We start from the raw sequence: 16,563 nt of genomic DNA, 5'->3' as shown, positions 1-16,563 counted from the left end.
GAGACTTTCCTCACGATAGATGAGGAAAGTCTTTTTATTTTTCACCGCATCATTCCACATAAATCGAGGCGTGAGGTGAAGGCCAATAGCGATTCGTGAATAGTTATAGGAGATCGTGTAGGTGAGGTGCATGAATTCCTATTTAATACAATCGCTCAGTATGTATTTTCGCATTTGTTACAGTTTACGGGACTCAGGCGACATGGCAGGATGGAACTTGAGGGGAGGGATGGCTGAACTTTTGAAGAGGCGGCATGACAGGCGGATTTGTGGTTCATTAGGGCAGGCGAGATGAAATCAATGAAATGAGGGATTGTTGAGGATGAGAAGTAAGAAGGGCAAGAATGGAACGTTGAAGTTGCGGGTCATTACCATTTTATCTGCATTATCGCTTATGCTTCCGATTATTCCGGCTACGTCCGCATTTGCTGCGACACTAAATGTAACCGCTTACGGTGCGAATGGAAGCGACACGGCTGATGACTTGGCGGCCATTCAGAATGCGGTCAATGCTGCCGCAAGCGGCGATACGGTGCTGCTGCCAGCCGGTACTTATTATTTGTCTGCGAATGTGAACGGTAAATCCGGTGTCAAGATTGCGGGTGCCGGACGCGATTTGACGACGGTGAAGATGACATCAGGCTCAGCCTCCACGATGTTCTTCTACCTTCATAACGTGACCAATGCGGAAGTGGCGGATATGACGCTGGACGGCAACAACAGCACGGTATTGTTGTCCGCCGTGACGTCCGAATCTGGCGACAGCAACAAAATGCGTCACCTGCGAGTTAAGGATTTGGCAGCTTCCGCAGGCTTCGGTCCTTTCGCACTCTATGCGATTGGGTCAACCAATCTGGAGATCTCCGATAACATCGTGAACAACAGCGGCGTGAATTCGGATTGGGGCGCAGGCGTACGCGCAGGCTGGGGTTCGAGCCATGCGCTGATCGAGAATAATACGATTTCCAATACCGGTCGCGGGGGGATTTTCCTCAACGATGACAGCCCTTATGCGACGGTGCGCGGCAATACGATTACAGGAACGGGCAAGAAGATGGAAGGTCTCGGCATCGAGCTGCATACCAACGTTGACTATTCCGTCATCGAAAATAACAACGTCGACCATTGGATCAGCGCAGTGCGTTCCAAATACATTGCTGTGCGAAATAACACCGTGAAAGCCAACGATGGCTCGGTGGGCAACATGGGGCTTGAGGTCATGGTCGATCATGGCGTTACATCCGGCAACCTCGTCGATGGCGGCCAGCAAGTAGGGATGCAGCAATCGCCTGGAACAGGCTATCAGCTGTGGAACTACAATACGGTTCAGAACATCGTCATGTGGGGCATGCAGCTCCAAGGCGCGGGAACCGGATTTACCGAGCAATATCAGTACTTTTACAAAAACACCTGGAAAAACGGACCAACCGGCAATCCTGCCGCAGCCTATCCCGGTTATGACGGCAATGCGGTTCGGATCCATGGCGATACGAAGAACATCGTATTCGACAGCAACCAAATCCTCAATAACGGACGCAAAGCGATTGAGATTACGACGGCTAGCGGTACAGACCGTATTAGCTTCATTAACAACACGATTACAGGCAATGGCGGTCCATCGATTGATCAATATCCGTCCTCTGCAGCGGATCTGGAGTGGTCCAATAATACGGTAAGCGGCAATGGTACGAATACGCAGCTTACGAGCAGAGGCTTCAGCGATGCGAAGCCGGTCGCGAACTTCACGGCTCCGCTGACCGTGCAGCTGGGACAGCCGATTACGTTTACGAATACGTCCACGGATAACGGGACGATCGTTGAGAATCTGTGGGATTTGGGTGAAGGCATCCCGGTTACAACGGCAAGCCCGACTTATACGTACCAGAAGGCGGGTACTTACAAAGTCATTCTTGGCGTTTGGGATAACGGAGGAAGAGCAAGCGTGAAAGAGCAGACGGTCACGGTATTTACGGGACCGCCGGATACGACGGCTCCTACTGCTCCGGGCAGCTTGTCTGCACCTGCGAAATCGAATGTTACGGTAGATCTGTCGTGGACAGCATCCACGGATAATGTAGGCGTCATTGGCTATGATGTGTACAAAGGCGGTACATTGATCGGTTCTACAACGGGTGCAAGCGCAACGACGTTCACCGTGACGGGTTTGACGCCAAGCACGGCGTACAGCTTCACGGTTAAGGCAAAAGACGCTTCCGGCAACGTATCCGCGGCAAGCAATACCTTGAACGTGACGACAGATGCCGGCGATACGCAGGCACCGACGGCGCCATCGAATTTAGTTTCGCAGGCGAAGAACGATACGAGTGTCAGCTTGTCGTGGTCGGCGTCTTCGGACAATGTTGGCGTAACGGGCTACAACATTTATAACGGTTCAACTTTGGCGGGCACGACTGCCGGCGTAAGCGCAACTTCCTTCACGGTTGCGGGCCTCGCGTCGAACACGGCGTTTACGTTCACGGTCAAAGCGAAGGACGCATCGAACAATATTTCGGCGGCCAGCAACGCGCTCACCGTGACAACGGATCCTGCCGCGAACTGGGTGAATTGTGCGGGCGAGAACAATCCGTGCAACTTCACCGGTACGAAGCAAGTTCGCTATGGGGTACCGGGCAGCTACGTATACGGAACGTTTACGAACACGGTAATGTGTTCCAACAACGGCTTCGGAACGGATCCGGCAGTTGGGCAATACAAGACATGTGACGTCAATCAAGCTGGCGGAACAGGCGGCGACACGCAAGCACCGACGGCTCCAACCGGGCTGACTTCGCCATCGAAAACCTCGACAAGCGTTAGTTTGTCTTGGACAGCATCGACCGACAATGTCGGCGTAACAGGCTACGATGTCTATAACGGAAGCACGTTAGCAGGTTCCACTACCGGCGCGACAACCTTCACAGTGAGCGGCCTTACGGCAAGTACGGCTTATACCTTCACAGTGAAAGCGAAGGATGCGGCGGGTAATGCATCGGCAGCGAGCAGCGGTCTGAATGTAACGACAAACGCATCTTCGGACACAACAGCACCAACAGCTCCAACCGGGCTGACTTCGCCATCCAAGACGGATACGAGCGTGAATCTGTCCTGGACGGCCTCGACGGATAACGTCGGCGTCACCGGCTACAACATTTATAACGGAGCAACTCTTGCAGGCTCCACAACAGGTGCAACGACATTCACAGTCACTGGCTTGACCGGGAGCACGGCATACAGCTTCACGGTCAAAGCGAAGGATGCGGCGAATAACTTATCCGCTGCCAGCTCCGCGCTGAACGTCACGACGAATGCACCGTCTTCAGGAACGAACGGTTTGCTGGGCCAATATTATGCCGGCGAGTTTGGTACGCTGGCACTGAGCAGAACCGATGCCACCATCGACTTCGATTGGGGCGGCGGACGGCCGACGGACGATGTACCGGGTGAATGGTTCACGGTGAGATGGACAGGTAAAGTGCAGCCGCAATACTCGGAGACCTATACGTTCTACACAAATACAGATGACGGTGTGCGTCTGTGGGTGAACGGCGTACAAATCATTAACAACTGGGTCGCTATGAACGGGGAACTCAGCGCAACCGTTACACTCACCGCTGGTGTGAAATACGACATCAAGATGGAATATATCGAGAACGGCGGTAACGCGCACGCGCAGCTTTCCTGGTCGAGCGCTTCGCAGGCGAAGCAAATCATCCCTACAGGCCGCTTGTTTACAAGCTAGCAGCAGCATCTCGGCCAGCAAAAAAGGACTTTCTTTCAGCTTTTGCTGAGGGGAAGTCTTTTTTTGTACAGAAATTGGGAACGGTAATGATGTAACCTTTCAGCCACGGCTGCCGTCAATAGACGCATACGATACGATAGCTTGACCACCTCACACCAAGGAGAATGTACCCAATGAAGAAAATCATGATACTCATGCTGACCGTCGTCATCGCAATCGTACTCGGCGCATGCGGCAGCAAGGAACCAAACAAGGAACAGAACCAAGGGCAAAATCAGAATCAGGAGCAGGCCGCCGAATCGAAGCTGTCTGCGAAAGAGATGATTACTCAAATGACGAAGCAGGCGGGGCAGCCGATGTTTATGGAGCTCGACAAGTTAACGTTAAAGCGGTTCTATCAGATCGATGCGGCGCTGCTGGAGGATTTCAATGTGCGCATGCCGATGGCGAACCTGTCCTCGAATGAAGTCGCTATTTTCAAAGTGAAGGATGCTAAGGATATTCCTACCGTGGAAGCAGGAATTAAGCAGCGAGCTGAGGAAGTGCAGAAAGAATTCCAATCCAAGAAGGCCGATCAATATGAGAATGCCAAGAACTATAAGCTGCTGACCAAAGGCAAGTACGTGCTGTTCATCATCTCAAGCAAGCAAGACGAAATGACGAAGGTTTACGAGAGCTTCTTCGAGAAGAACGGCGGCGTATAAAATAAAACGGTCTGGCTGCAGGCGCAACTGGATTCCTCGCCATGCATGCGTTAAACTAGACGGTATTGAATGGAAATGGCCTGACTTTGCCTGCCTAGGGCAAGTCGGGCCTAATCTGTGTCTACATATAGGAGGATTACGATGCCGGAACTAAATAGAGTATATACCGGAGATTGCAAGGTTCTTCGTTTCTTCGAAGAGCTGTCCACCATTCCAAGGGGATCCGGGAACGAGAAGGCGGTCAGTGATTTTGTGAAGCAGTTTGCGGAAGCGCGCAACTGCACCGTGTTTCAAGATGAACGTCACAGCTTGATCATTAAGAAGCCGGCGGCGGCGGGGTATGAACAGGCACCGACGGTTATTTTCCAAGGTCACTTGGATATGGTTTGCGAGAAAAACAAATCGACCGAGCATGACTTCACCAAGGATCCGATCCGCTTCAAGCTGGACGGCGATATGATCTACGCGCAGGATACAACGCTCGGGGCGGATAACGGTATCGGGGTTTCGTTTGCGATGGCGCTAATCGATGCAACGGATCTGGCGCATCCCGCACTGGAAATTCTGCTGACGACAGAGGAAGAAACAACCATGGCCGGCGCGGAGCATATCGATGCGTCGAAGCTGAGCGGGAAGATGCTCATCAACTTCGACTCTGATCGCGAAGGCGTGCTGTTCGTGAGCAGCGCCGGAGGCGCATCGGCATTCCATTCGGTGCCGATCGCTTGGCAGGATGGAGGCGGCTCAGGCGAATCGTACACCATTGCTGTGCAAGGATTGAAGGGCGGTCACTCCGGGGACGACATCATTCACGAGCGCGGCAACGCCAATAAGCTGCTCGGACGGGTGCTGGATGACCTGCGCCGTCATACGGCATTTGAATTGGCCGCAATCAGCGGCGGAATGAAGGTCAATGCTATTCCCCGCGAGGCGGAAGCGGTGGTAGGCTTAAGCGAAGATGGGCTGCGCGTTGCGGAAGAGCGGATTGCGGAGTGGAATCGGATCCTGCAGGATGAATATGAAGTATCGGATCCGGGAGTCAAGGTGTCGATTGACGCTGGTAGCGGCAGTGGGGCGGCTGCTCGCTGGTTCGCAGAAGAGACGAAGCTGACGGTGATCCGTCTGCTCGCGCTGATTCCAAGCGGCGTGCTCAGCATGAACAAAGCGATTGAGAACCTCGTTCGGACATCGACGAACATCGGGACCTTGTCGACGCGCGAGAATGAGGTTGTCTTCGAGAGCCTCATTCGCAGCTCGCATCGTTCGCAGCTGGATGCGGTGCTGCAGCAGATGGCAACGCTCGGCGAGGCAGTCGGCGTGACGTTCCGTCACGATCATTATTTCCCGGGCTGGCCGTACCGCTCGGATTCGAAGATGCGCGAAGTATTCCAAGCGGTCTACGAGCGCACGTATAGCAAACCGCTGGAAGTGAAAGCGATCCATGCCGGTCTGGAATGCGGCATCTTAATTGAAAAAATGCCGTATCTCGATGCGGTTTCCTACGGGCCGAACATGTACAACTTCCATACACCGGAAGAGCATGTGTCGATTTCGTCCGTGGAACGGACTTGGGATTTCCTGCAGGAAATCATGCGTGAATTGAAAGCATAGAGAAGATGCGCTGCTGTAGCAGCATGGTGCGAGAAGGCGCAAGGGAGAGTTCCCTTGCGCCTTCTTTGTGTTCATTGCAGCTCCCCTCGGATTCTCGAAAATCGATGTAACCGCGTTTATATTTTATGTGCTAAACTATACCTTGCATTTAATGAGATTAAGAGTAACGCGCCGGGAGAGGATAGCTGCACATGTCCGAAAACATAGCCTTGGTTCAAGAGAATAAGGCGGCGGTTCAAGCCGAGCAATGTCCACAATGCCATTCACACGTTGCGGCACATCCGAATTTCATGTCTTGGTGCGAGTGCGGCTGGAATCTGAAGCCTCATCGACAGGAACATGAGTCATCTATTTTTGCTTCCTTTTATGAGCGGCTTGGACAACGGGTAGGAAAGCAGCTGCTTAGCGATATGGAAGTACTCGAGCATTTATTGCCTAAACCGACGAAAACCAGGCTGTTTACACTTGTAATGGCGACGGTCATTCATGCGATTTCCCTGGGCATGGTGCTGCTCTGTTTATTCGCGTTGACTATATATCGAGAGTACCCGGTGTTAGCGATTCTTGCTGCCCCAATGCTGATTTTATTATGGACGCAGCGTCCGCGGATCCCGAAACTAAGCAAGGATGAGAAACGGGACATCGTGCCAAGAGAGCAATTTCCTACCCTGTATGCCTTCGCGGATCAGATTGCGGATTATCTCCATATGCCTCATTTTGAGGGCATTCTTATCGATGAAGAATTTAATGCGTCTTACCGTCAAGTAGGGTTAAAACAGAAACGGTATTTGACGTTAGGGCTTCCTTTATTCAGCATCCTAAGTCCGGCTGAGAAGGCTGCGCTCATCGGACATGAGGTGGGACATGGAATCAATGGCGACTCCACTCGAAATTTATATACCCATACTGCAATTATTACGCTGGAAAATTGGTTTAGATTGCTCGCTTCAAGGGGTGAAGATGAGGTTCTGGTTGAAGGCAACTTATTTGGACTCGTCTCGAATGTTGTAGGGATGCTAATGAAGATGGTTTCCATAATTCCGCAATTGCTTATCAAGCTCTTTGTTCATTCGATTTATTACGATAGTCAGAAGGCCGAGTATATGGCAGATTATCTCGGGGCAAAAGTTGGCGGTACAGAGGGCGCGTTAGGATTATCGCGTAAACTGTTTTGTGACACCACCTTTGTGCTGTCGCGTCAGCGATTTGTACTACGAGGGGCGAAAGGGAATTATTTTGACGAGCTTAAGGCAGCTGCAGCCTCTATTCCGCCGCGTGAATTCGAGCGCATCCGGCGCGTCGAGATGATGGAAGGCTCGACGCCAGACCGCACGCATCCGCCAACCGCCTATCGCATCCAGACGCTGCAGCATCATGCGCAGCTTGCACCGGGGGCGATTCAGCTGACGGAGGAGCAGCTGAAGCAGCTGGATCGTGAGCTGAGTACAGTGGAAGCGAAGGTGCAGGAGCGGCTTGTTATCCAATTTAAGGAGAATCAATATTACTAAATAGAAAAAGCCTATCCGCTATGGATAGGCTTTGCTGCTGTTTGAATGGTTGCTAGTGAAGGAGGCGGCAGGCGGACTCTCGGTTCGAGGCGTAGGTGTGCTGACCTCCATCATGAGAAACTTGCCTTCTATTACTTCGCTAGCTCCCCGAATCGGGAATAGACCGCGAGTGCCGGATCGATCGGCACATCTGCGCGCTGTACATTCGCCGGGATGTTGATGGTTGGCGTCGGGCGCGGCAATCGGCCCTCGAATTGCGGCAGGTATTGCTGCTGCGCAATCATCATCTCGGTCACCATCTCGCGAATTTGCTTCAGCGTGAGGACCGAGGATGTGAGCGGATCAAGCGCAACCGCTTGCACGACCGTTTCCGGGTCGCCGGTCTTCGCGGCAAGTACGGTTAGGCGCTGCACGTTGATGTTGGTCATGTTCAGAGCGGCGCATTGCGGCGGCAGATCACCATTGACCGTGCGATGCAGGCCGTTGCGGTCTGCGAAGACAAGGCCTTCGGCGCAGCAATCTTCGGGCAGATTGGAAATCATGCCGTTATTACGCAGATTGCCGCTGAACTTGAAGGTGTTGCCTGTTTCCAGCGCTTCGATGATATAAGCGCAATACTCTACACTGCGCGGCGGGAGATCCACCGGCTCGTCGGCAAGGACATCTTTCTCGCGGTATTTGTCCGCAACATACGTACACCATGTGTAGTAAGCGCCGCTTTCGCCGCCGAAGGATGGCTCGTCGCAGTAGAGATCAAGCGCTTCTTGGCTGGAGCGGAACCAGGGGACATATTCGGAGAGGTGACCCGTCGATTCGGTCATGAAATAACCGAAGTGGCGGAAGACCTCGCCGCGCACTTTCTCATTGACATAGAATTCCGGCTCTTCGAATTTCTCGCGCAGACGAGGGTACAGGTCCTCGCCTTTGTGCGTAAGTTTCGTAAACCAGCCCATATGGTTGATACCCGCAGATACGTAGTCGATTTCTTGCTTCGGTACGCCGACATAGCCGGAGATCAGATCCAGTGTGGTCTGCACGCCGTGGCAAAGCCCGACATACTTAATCTTCGTCTCGCCAAGCGCCCAGCAAATCATGGCCATCGGATTAACGTAGTTCAGCAGCATCGCATTCGGACACAGCTCTTCCATGTCGCGGGCAACGTCGAGAATGACGGGAATACTGCGGAGTGCGCGGAAGACGCCGCCGGGTCCGAGCGTATCGCCGATACATTGGTCAACGCCGTAGGAGAGTGGAATTTTGTAATCCTTCTCGAATAGATCGACGCCGCCGACCTGGAAGGACGTAATGACATAGTCAGCGCCGCGCAGAGCTTCACGGCGATCCGTCGTAATCGTAACCTTGGACTTCAACCCATTGTGGGCAATCACTTTATCGGCAAAAGCTTTCACCTGCGTCGTCTTGCTCGTAGACGGGGCCATCAGCACAAACTCCGTCTCTTCCAGCACCTTCGTCGCCATAATGTCCAGCATCAGCGTCTTGCAGAACACAATACTGCCTGCACCAATGATCGCGATTCTTCTCATGGTATCAGCTCCTCAACATTTTTCGGGGCTACGCCCACTTCAACCGGATACGCACAACCGGCACGCACGCCCAACATGCACAACCAGGATGTGCAATCAGCACACACAAACCAGCACGAATAAACCTCAAACCTAGCTTATTAGCCCAACACATCAACCCAACACATCAACCCAACACATCAACCCAACACATCAACCCAACACATCAACCCACACCTCTGTAAACCCTCTGCACGAACCTCCGAATATTCTAACGAACCCTACAGGTCTTATTTCGGCATAATTGGCTGCGAAAATAATCTAACGAACTGTAGGGGGCTTATTTGGTCAAATTTCGAGCAAAATGCACACTTTAGGAGGAAATAGCGTCTCTACGATTCGTTAGTAATTTTAAGGCGTTCATTTGGCCCAAATAAGGCCTGTGGAGTTCGTTAGAATTTCAGGCTGGAGAACGAGCGACCTCAAGTGCTGCCGAATTGTCCCGGCACCTCACGCCAAGCGCCAAGCAGCCCCGGAGCTCCGCACCGCCAGCGCCAGCGCCGGCTCGGCGCCGACAAGCGCGCCGAGCCATCCCTACGTATTCGCGGGCTGCTGCCCGTACGTGCGCGACATGAAATCAATATAGGAGCGGGCGAGGATGAGATCCTCGAGCGCCTCCTTGGAGGTGCATGGCGCTGGGCGATCGCCGCGCACGGCTGCGAGGAAGTTCAGCGCCTGATTGCGCATCGCCGAGACGTTCGGCATGATCGGCTGCACGATTTCCGGCGAGCCAAGCTGCGGATTGTCCTTGTAGATCGTCACTTTGCCCGCCTGCTGACGAACGAGCGGAGCAGGCAGATCGACGCGGACGAAGCCTTGCTCGAACGTCGCGATAACCTGTTCATGCCACTCGATCGACGTTTGGTAAGCCGCCATCTCAAGCGAGACGGTTACGCCGCTCTCGCTCTCGCCGACGAGCAGTACGCCGGCGCGATCGCCGAACGTCAGCTTGTAGTTCTCGCCCAAGAAGAAGCGGATCGCATTGACCTGGTGAATATAATAATTTACGAATGCATCCAGATCCCGCGTCTGCTGATCCGTATAATCCGCCGGACCCTGCTCCAGTACAAGCGAAGGATACGGCTCGCCGGCACTCAGCGGCATGTCGGCCCCGGCAATCCAATCGCCCGGCGGCATCGCAACGCGGATGCTGCGCAGCTTGCCGTAGTCGCCGCTTGCTCGCCATGCATCGACTTCCTTCTTGGCGCGTTCCATCGCAGGATCGGAACGCTTATGGTAGCCCACCATATGGAGCGTGCCGGTTTCTTCACTGATGCGCACCAGCTCCCGCCCGGCTTCAACGGTTAAACAAAGCGGCTTCTCGGTGAAGACGGGAATGCCCGCGCGCAATATATCGGGAATAAGTGCAGGATGATGGCGATACTGCTGCGGCGCCACGATGGCGTCCACTTTTGCCTGAGCAAGCAGCTCGTGATGACTTGCATACACTTCCGGAATCCCATAGCGGTCGGCTACCAATCGCGCCGATTGCGGCCGCACTTCAGCCAGCGCGACAACCTCGCACTGATCTCGCAATACCGCGTAATTGCTAAGATGCGCCATCTGCCCCATGCCGCCGCCGCCGACAAATCCGATACGTAATTTGCTCATTCGATTATCCCTCTCTTTTTCCATGATTTTCGAATAGATATAAGCCGTCCTTGCCTGGAGCGACGATGTCGGGATACCCGTTGCCGGTCAGATCCTGCACCCAGAAGTAGATGCCGGCTCCGGAAGCCTCGCCCGCAGGGCCAAAGTCGATGACATGCTTCTTGAACTTGCCGCCGTCCAGCTTGTAATAGTAGATGCCAATCGGATCATGCGCCCCCGGATCGCCGTCATTATGAGCGCGATAGCGTTTGCCCGATATGAGCTCCAGCTCGCCGTCGAGATCCAGATCTACGAGCCAAAGGTCATGGAACTGGGAGCCCGACATGTCGATTTCGTGCTTCGTCCATGTTCGCGACCCGTCCTCGGCGCGGCCTTGCTCATACCAATGCAGCCCGTAATCATGCGCTTGGCCGACGATCAGATCGATCAGCCCGTCGCCATTCACGTCATGGCCGAGAACCGGCACGCTTGCGCTGCCCAGCGAGAACTCAGGGTGGAACGTCCACAGTCCGGCAAAAGGATCCTCCGGCTGCTCCAGCCAGCCGCCGGACAGCACAATATCCATGCGGCCGTCGCCGTTCACATCGACAAACCCCATGCCGTGGCCGCTTGCCCCTTCGCTGATAACCACCTTCTGAAACTGTCCGGTTCCATGGCCGTCCGCATCGCGAACCAGCTTGTAGAACGCCTGCGGCATCCCCGGCGTATTCGGGAAGATCTCCGGCACCCCGCAGCCGTCAATATCGTAATAACGAATCGTCTCAATGCTGCCGCATTTGTCGATATCGAACGTTTCCCAGGCTGTGCCGGTTTCACCCGGGTTGCGGCGCCAACGAAGCGTCTCGCCCCACCAAGCACCGGTTATGATATCGAGCCGCCCGTCGCCGTCCACATCCATCGGATAATCGGAGAAATCATCGTGATACTCCGAAATCTCCAGCACATCGCAAATGAAATGCTTCTTCTCATAGTCCGGCCCTTCGTACCAGTAGGCGCCGCTGACGATATCGGCAATGCCATCTCCGTTCACATCAAACACAGCACAAGCCTCGTATTTCTCCTCGGACAGCTGTCTCTTCTTGAATTGAAGCAAAGCAAGCACGCTCCTTAGTAAACTATTTAATGTTGTACGGAACCGGTCTTCTGGATTATGCTGAAAATAAAAATGCAAGCGTTATCTATACTAAGATTATGTCATCTGCGCAGGAGAGACAATAAGTGAACTTGGGCGAAAAGCTATTCATTCTTGCGCCGGGTTAGGGGGACGCTATTATGGGGGATTCGACAATATTTCGCAGGCCGCCGCTGTTTCTGGGAGGCAGCTCGTTTGACCTAAGCGGAGATCCGGATCGGTTCCTGCTGGAGCTGCACAAGCACGATGCGAACAGTGAAATATTGCTGATCGAGGAAGGCGAAGGCGAGTTTGAGATTGACGGGAGGAGCTACACAGCCGGAGCGGGAACGATGCTTGTCTACCATCGGGGCGTGTGGCATAAGGAGCAGTCGACGAAGCATCCTTTTCGCGCTACCTATATCGGATTTAGAGAGCTGCAGGTCGAGGAGCTTCCGCCGGATTTCTTTCTCCCGCCGGAAGCGGCGCCAATCATTCATCTGCAAGATCAACTGCCGGCCATCCGCAACCTGATGCGCGATTGTATCTCCGAGTTTCGCAAGGGGGAGCCGGAATCGCAAACCATTACGAATCATTACCTTGCGATTCTGTTCGCTAAGCTGGCGCGGATTGCTCATTACAGTAATGCGGCGGACCGAGCGCGAGTGCCATCGAAGGAAGCGGTTTGGAAGGCAAAGCGGATGATCGAGGAGAACTACAGTGCTCCGCTTACGCTGGAGTCGCTGGCCGAGGAAACCTATTTGAACAAATACCATCTCGCTCACCTGTTCAAGGACGAGATAGGCGTTAGCCCGATCCAGTTTCTAATCTACTGCCGGATGGAGGCAGCTAAGCGATATTTGCGCACCACCAACCTTCAGGTCAAGGAAATTGCCGAGATCGTCGGTTATCAGAGCGAGCCGTCCTTCTATAATGTGTTTATGAAAGTGAACGGCGTCACGCCCCGAAAGTATCGGGATACCGAATAGGCTATTGTGTTCCATTCCCTTTTATTGAAATAATTGAGGTAGCAGTGCATCCGGGAATAAGGACGTGAATGTGATGTTCAGATTATTCATCGTGGATGACAACAAATAAACGGAATACGATCAAAGAATTGGGATTTACGGTTATGTGCTGAAGCCCATTATGCCTAACGAATTCGAGCAGGCGATTCACAAGCTGCTTGCCGAGTTTACGCAGCAGCACCGCATGCAGGGGGTGAAAGACCGGCGGGAGAGCGCCGGTCTTTTGGCTTTTTCTAATGCGGGGAAGTAACCTTTTCCTGGAAGTAATCGTCCGAGGAGTAAGAAGACGAGACGGAGTATAGGAGGACGTTATGAAATCGATCCTTATGATTATGCTGATTTTGATAGTATCAGCTTGCGGCAGCTCCGGAAGCAAGAATCCCAAGGAGGCTGCCATTGACCCAGCCCTACAGAAGAAGATGTCCGCACCGCGGCTGCAGTATAGGGATGATCTGTTCGAGATGAAGCTGAACATCGCCAAAACAACCTATGCCAAGGATGAGCCGATCGTCTATTCAGCCAGCTTGACCTACATTGGCGACGGAGATTCCATAACTATTTGGGGTGGGCACACTTATATCGGATTCACCATTACGGATGGGAAGAAGTTCAATATGGAAGGCGCCAACACGACTGAATTAGTAGCGACTAAGCTCGCGAAAGGCAAAACGACAGAATATCCATTCTTTAAAAGCGGCGGTTACGGCGCGGATGATCCCGATGCCGACTTCTGGCGGGCTTTCTATGCTGAGAAAGAGCTTCGGCTTCCTCCGGGCACCTACTATATCTCAGCGGTTTGTAGTTTCTCGCTTACTCAGGAAGTCGTGGACAGTCATTACAATGGTGAGGTCTATACGACGATAACAGTGGAGTGAACAGACTGATTTGGTGGAAGTTTTGACAAAATCGTGGAAAGGAAAATAAATACATCCGCAGGCTGTGATGATACATTTAACATGTAAGCACTACAGGTTACGGGGGTATCGGAATGGCCATTCACCGTGCAACGCGTGGAAGTTTATCCAACTTGCAGCTGGAGCAGTACAATCGGGACGGTTATCTGATTTTGGAGAACTTATTGAACGAAGAAGATATGGCAGCGCCGCGGCAGGCAATGTCTGATAAGGTATCTATTATTGCCGATGATTTGGCTGCGAACGGGCTGATTACGGACAAATTGGAGCATGAACCCTTTCAATACCGGCTCGCGAAGCTGTTTGACGGACTAACGGATAAGGACTTTCTCAAGTTTGGACGCGGATGGAGAGACCGGCTTGAGGGGTACTACCATCTCTTGAGCAATCGGAAAATCATCGATGCGGTAGAGTCGCTGATCGGGGAAGAAATCTTCGCAAGCCCAGTCTATAATGTGAGGCCTAAAGTGCCTCGCGTGGCGGCAGGCGCAGTGCCTTGGCATCAAGACAAATCCTACTGGCCGGATTCCAATGCGAATCCCGTCATCACCGTATGGATTTCGTTCGTAGACGCCACACTGGAGAACGGCTGTCTCCATATTAAGCCGCGCACCCAGAACACGAAGCTGCTGGAATGGCATGCGGAAAGCTACAGCGGCACGGGCTACACCGCGCTGCACGAGAATCAGCTCGGTTCTCGCAAAACCATCGCGCTGCCGGTGAAGGCTGGTACCGCCATCTTGTTCAACGATCGGCTGCTCCATATGTCGACGCCGAACAATTCCGATCATGTCCGCTGGAGCGTGGACCTGCGCTATCAGCCGACGGATCAAGATCCCATGCCCCAGCACGGCGCAGGGTTCCTCGCCAGAAGCAGCAAGTTCCCGGAGCGCGTTGCGACGCTGGAAGACTGGCTGGCCGAACGGCCGGAGCATGAAGGCTAGACGGGAACTCGCGCAAGCGCATAAATGCTTGAAAGGCAAGCCACTTGATGCGGCTTGCCTTTTTTAGCTGCAGCTTCATTGGACGCAGCTTCATTGAACGCGCGGCTGCTGAAGGCCGACATCGGCTCGTTGCAACTAGCAGCAGGTGCGCTAACGAACCACACAGGTCTTATTTGGGCAAATTTCAGGGGTTTCAGATTCTAACGAACCGTAGAGGTCTTATTCTAGCGAAATTGGCCCAAATCTCTCCCTAAAACACCAAATAAGGCCTCAGTGGTTCGTTAGCTTTTTTTCGGTGCTATTTCCCCGCGAATAAGGCCCGTGCGGTTCGTTAGAACAAATTGCCGTCGTCCATCTCGGGCCAACACAGCCGTAAAGCTATAAATGTCAGCATAAAAAGGAAAATGTTGCTGGTTTGCGAAATAAGTAACATGTAGAAAGCAGGTGCGACAACATGAACCATTTTGCTGAGGCCAGGGAGCAGGAAACGAAGTACCACGAAGCGCTTTATCGCGAGGCAGAGCTGTTTGCACCCGGAACTTGGCTTGCTAAACCGGTTGCAACCGTCATGAATTTGCTGCAGGAGTTCAGCCAAGGCGAGCCGATCCATGTACTTGATCTGGGCTGCGGAGTGGGGCGAAACAGTATTCCGATTGCTAAGGTCGTTCAACCGGCAGGAGGTTCGGTTGTTTGCGTCGATTTGCTCCCCATTGCCACCGCGAAGCTGGAGCAGTATGCCGTTCAATATGAGGTGCGAAGCGCTATTCAGACCGTAGTAGCGGATGTCGAGCATTATGAGATCGCACAGCATGCTTACAACTACATTGTCGCCTGCTCTTGCCTGGAGCATGTCTCGGATCGCGATGCCTTTCAAGCTGTCGTCAGGCGGATGATCCGTGGAACGAAAGCTCAGGGGATCAATTGCATCTTGATCAACACGGAAGTGGTGGAATACGATATCGAGCTGGGCTCGCAAAGCCCCGGAGTAATAGAGTTGCCGATGAAGACGGAAGAAACCATCCATCTCTTGAGAGAGCTCTACCGGGATTGGGATATACGCACCGAAAGCTACATCCCCCAGAGCATCCCCGAGAAGAAGAATGGACGGGCCATCGAATTTAGAGGCAATTGGCTGACTTTTGCCGCGCAGCAACGAATCCAACCCCCGGAGGAAGAATCCCATTGAACATAAGAGGTATCATTCTGGAAGGCTACTCGAATGCTGGCAAAACCTCACTGCTGCGGGCAATCAAGAAACTTCAGGCGCAGGATGAAACGGCAGAAAACAGCGCCATCGTCCTCGGCGAGCATTATTCACAGGTTCTGAACAACGTCCAAGGCTCGTTAGAGCGGCTGTCGCGAGAGGATCATCTGCAGCTGTTACGAAGCAGAGTCGACATGTTAAAGCAGTTAAATGAATGGGCCGTCTATCTGGGGCCGCATGCTCGGAAGTCGAGAGGGCTATTTTATGTGCTGGAGCGGTTCCACTTGAATCACCGGGTTGCTTTTGCAGAGGAAGATACGACTGAGATTACGAGACTTGAAGAGGATTTGGCAGCGCTTGGCGCGAAGTGCGTGCTGCTCACGATTTCTCCGGAGGTGACGGAGGAACGGATCAAGAGCAGAGTTCCGTCGGAGTGGGTCCATAAGTCCGAGGCCGAAGTGAGACAAGCCTGCCAAGGGCTGCTGGACACGCAAGAGCGGTGCCGCATTCATGCGCTTTTGTCCAAGGTGCCGACCGTAGAGGTCAATACAGATCAGAAGAATTGGGATGAGCTGGCAAGGCTCATGATGGATCAAATCTAAGCAA

General features: G+C 53.2%; 13 protein-coding genes. 10 read left to right on the top strand and 3 right to left on the bottom strand.

Features of this window, described 5'->3' with window-relative positions:
• Positions 1-322: 322 nt before the first annotated feature.
• The 4 genes from AC6ESO_RS19790 (at position 323) to AC6ESO_RS19775 (ending at position 7,562) form a co-directional block, all read left to right on the top strand.
• Positions 323-3,739 carry a fibronectin type III domain-containing protein gene (locus AC6ESO_RS19790; protein WP_497092865.1) on the top strand — a complete coding sequence of 1,139 codons (3,417 nt, stop codon included), beginning with the start codon at positions 323-325 and terminating at the stop codon, positions 3,737-3,739.
• A gap of 173 nt (positions 3,740-3,912) precedes the next feature.
• A complete protein-coding gene (locus AC6ESO_RS19785) occupies positions 3,913-4,443 on the top strand; it encodes a DUF4358 domain-containing protein (protein ID WP_497092864.1) in 531 nt (176 codons plus the stop codon).
• Positions 4,444-4,584: 141 nt separating this feature from the next.
• Positions 4,585-6,054, top strand: a complete 1,470-nt coding sequence (locus AC6ESO_RS19780) for an aminoacyl-histidine dipeptidase (protein WP_497092863.1) — start codon at positions 4,585-4,587, stop codon at positions 6,052-6,054.
• Between the two features lie 191 nt (positions 6,055-6,245).
• On the top strand, positions 6,246-7,562 hold the full coding sequence (locus AC6ESO_RS19775) for a M48 family metallopeptidase (RefSeq protein WP_497092862.1): 1,317 nt from the start codon (positions 6,246-6,248) through the stop codon (positions 7,560-7,562).
• 131 nt (positions 7,563-7,693) lie between these two features.
• Here AC6ESO_RS19775 and melA read toward each other — a convergent pair whose 3' ends face one another.
• The 3 genes from melA to AC6ESO_RS19760 form a co-directional block, all read right to left on the bottom strand.
• The gene (gene melA / locus AC6ESO_RS19770) at positions 7,694-9,106 is read right to left on the bottom strand and encodes an alpha-galactosidase (RefSeq protein ID WP_497092861.1); all 1,413 of its coding nucleotides are present in this window, start codon (positions 9,104-9,106) and stop codon (positions 7,694-7,696) included.
• A 573-nt stretch (positions 9,107-9,679) separates the two neighbouring features.
• Positions 9,680-10,756 carry a Gfo/Idh/MocA family protein gene (locus AC6ESO_RS19765; protein ID WP_497092860.1) on the bottom strand — a complete coding sequence of 359 codons (1,077 nt, stop codon included), beginning with the start codon at positions 10,754-10,756 and terminating at the stop codon, positions 9,680-9,682.
• A gap of 4 nt (positions 10,757-10,760) precedes the next feature.
• Positions 10,761-11,849 carry an FG-GAP repeat domain-containing protein gene (locus AC6ESO_RS19760; protein WP_497092859.1) on the bottom strand — a complete coding sequence of 363 codons (1,089 nt, stop codon included), beginning with the start codon at positions 11,847-11,849 and terminating at the stop codon, positions 10,761-10,763.
• Positions 11,850-12,028: 179 nt separating this feature from the next.
• Here AC6ESO_RS19760 and AC6ESO_RS19755 point away from each other — a divergent pair, with 179 nt between their 5' ends.
• The 6 genes from AC6ESO_RS19755 (at position 12,029) to AC6ESO_RS19730 (ending at position 16,559) form a co-directional block, all read left to right on the top strand.
• On the top strand, positions 12,029-12,856 hold the full coding sequence (locus tag AC6ESO_RS19755) for a helix-turn-helix transcriptional regulator (protein ID WP_497092858.1): 828 nt from the start codon (positions 12,029-12,031) through the stop codon (positions 12,854-12,856).
• 145 nt (positions 12,857-13,001) lie between these two features.
• Positions 13,002-13,145, top strand: a complete 144-nt coding sequence (locus AC6ESO_RS19750; RefSeq protein ID WP_497092857.1) for a hypothetical protein — start codon at positions 13,002-13,004, stop codon at positions 13,143-13,145.
• A 61-nt stretch (positions 13,146-13,206) separates the two neighbouring features.
• Positions 13,207-13,770: a hypothetical protein gene (locus AC6ESO_RS19745; RefSeq protein WP_497092856.1), complete on the top strand. Its 564-nt coding sequence runs from the start codon at positions 13,207-13,209 to the stop codon at positions 13,768-13,770.
• Positions 13,771-13,883: 113 nt separating this feature from the next.
• The gene (locus tag AC6ESO_RS19740) at positions 13,884-14,753 is read left to right on the top strand and encodes a phytanoyl-CoA dioxygenase family protein (protein ID WP_497092855.1); all 870 of its coding nucleotides are present in this window, start codon (positions 13,884-13,886) and stop codon (positions 14,751-14,753) included.
• Positions 14,754-15,207: 454 nt separating this feature from the next.
• Positions 15,208-15,939: a class I SAM-dependent methyltransferase gene (locus tag AC6ESO_RS19735; protein ID WP_497092854.1), complete on the top strand. Its 732-nt coding sequence runs from the start codon at positions 15,208-15,210 to the stop codon at positions 15,937-15,939.
• The gene (locus AC6ESO_RS19730; protein ID WP_497092853.1) at positions 15,936-16,559 is read left to right on the top strand and encodes a hypothetical protein; all 624 of its coding nucleotides are present in this window, start codon (positions 15,936-15,938) and stop codon (positions 16,557-16,559) included. The genes AC6ESO_RS19735 and AC6ESO_RS19730 overlap by 4 nt, the downstream gene beginning before the upstream one ends.
• The last annotated feature ends 4 nt before the right edge of the window (positions 16,560-16,563 follow it).

This window comes from Paenibacillus rhizoryzae (genome assembly GCF_059686995.1).
This window is presented reverse-complemented; position numbering and strand designations above follow the sequence as displayed.

Coding starts and splice junctions, on each gene's coding strand:
- AC6ESO_RS19790 (WP_497092865.1), top strand. CDS start 323: ATGAGAAGTAAGAAGGGCAAGAATGGAACGTTGAAGTTGCGGGTCATT.
- AC6ESO_RS19785 (WP_497092864.1), top strand. CDS start 3,913: ATGAAGAAAATCATGATACTCATGCTGACCGTCGTCATCGCAATCGTA.
- AC6ESO_RS19780 (WP_497092863.1), top strand. CDS start 4,585: ATGCCGGAACTAAATAGAGTATATACCGGAGATTGCAAGGTTCTTCGT.
- AC6ESO_RS19775 (WP_497092862.1), top strand. CDS start 6,246: ATGTCCGAAAACATAGCCTTGGTTCAAGAGAATAAGGCGGCGGTTCAA.
- melA (WP_497092861.1), bottom strand. CDS start 9,106: ATGAGAAGAATCGCGATCATTGGTGCAGGCAGTATTGTGTTCTGCAAG.
- AC6ESO_RS19765 (WP_497092860.1), bottom strand. CDS start 10,756: ATGAGCAAATTACGTATCGGATTTGTCGGCGGCGGCGGCATGGGGCAG.
- AC6ESO_RS19755 (WP_497092858.1), top strand. CDS start 12,029: ATGGGGGATTCGACAATATTTCGCAGGCCGCCGCTGTTTCTGGGAGGC.
- AC6ESO_RS19745 (WP_497092856.1), top strand. CDS start 13,207: ATGAAATCGATCCTTATGATTATGCTGATTTTGATAGTATCAGCTTGC.
- AC6ESO_RS19740 (WP_497092855.1), top strand. CDS start 13,884: ATGGCCATTCACCGTGCAACGCGTGGAAGTTTATCCAACTTGCAGCTG.
- AC6ESO_RS19735 (WP_497092854.1), top strand. CDS start 15,208: ATGAACCATTTTGCTGAGGCCAGGGAGCAGGAAACGAAGTACCACGAA.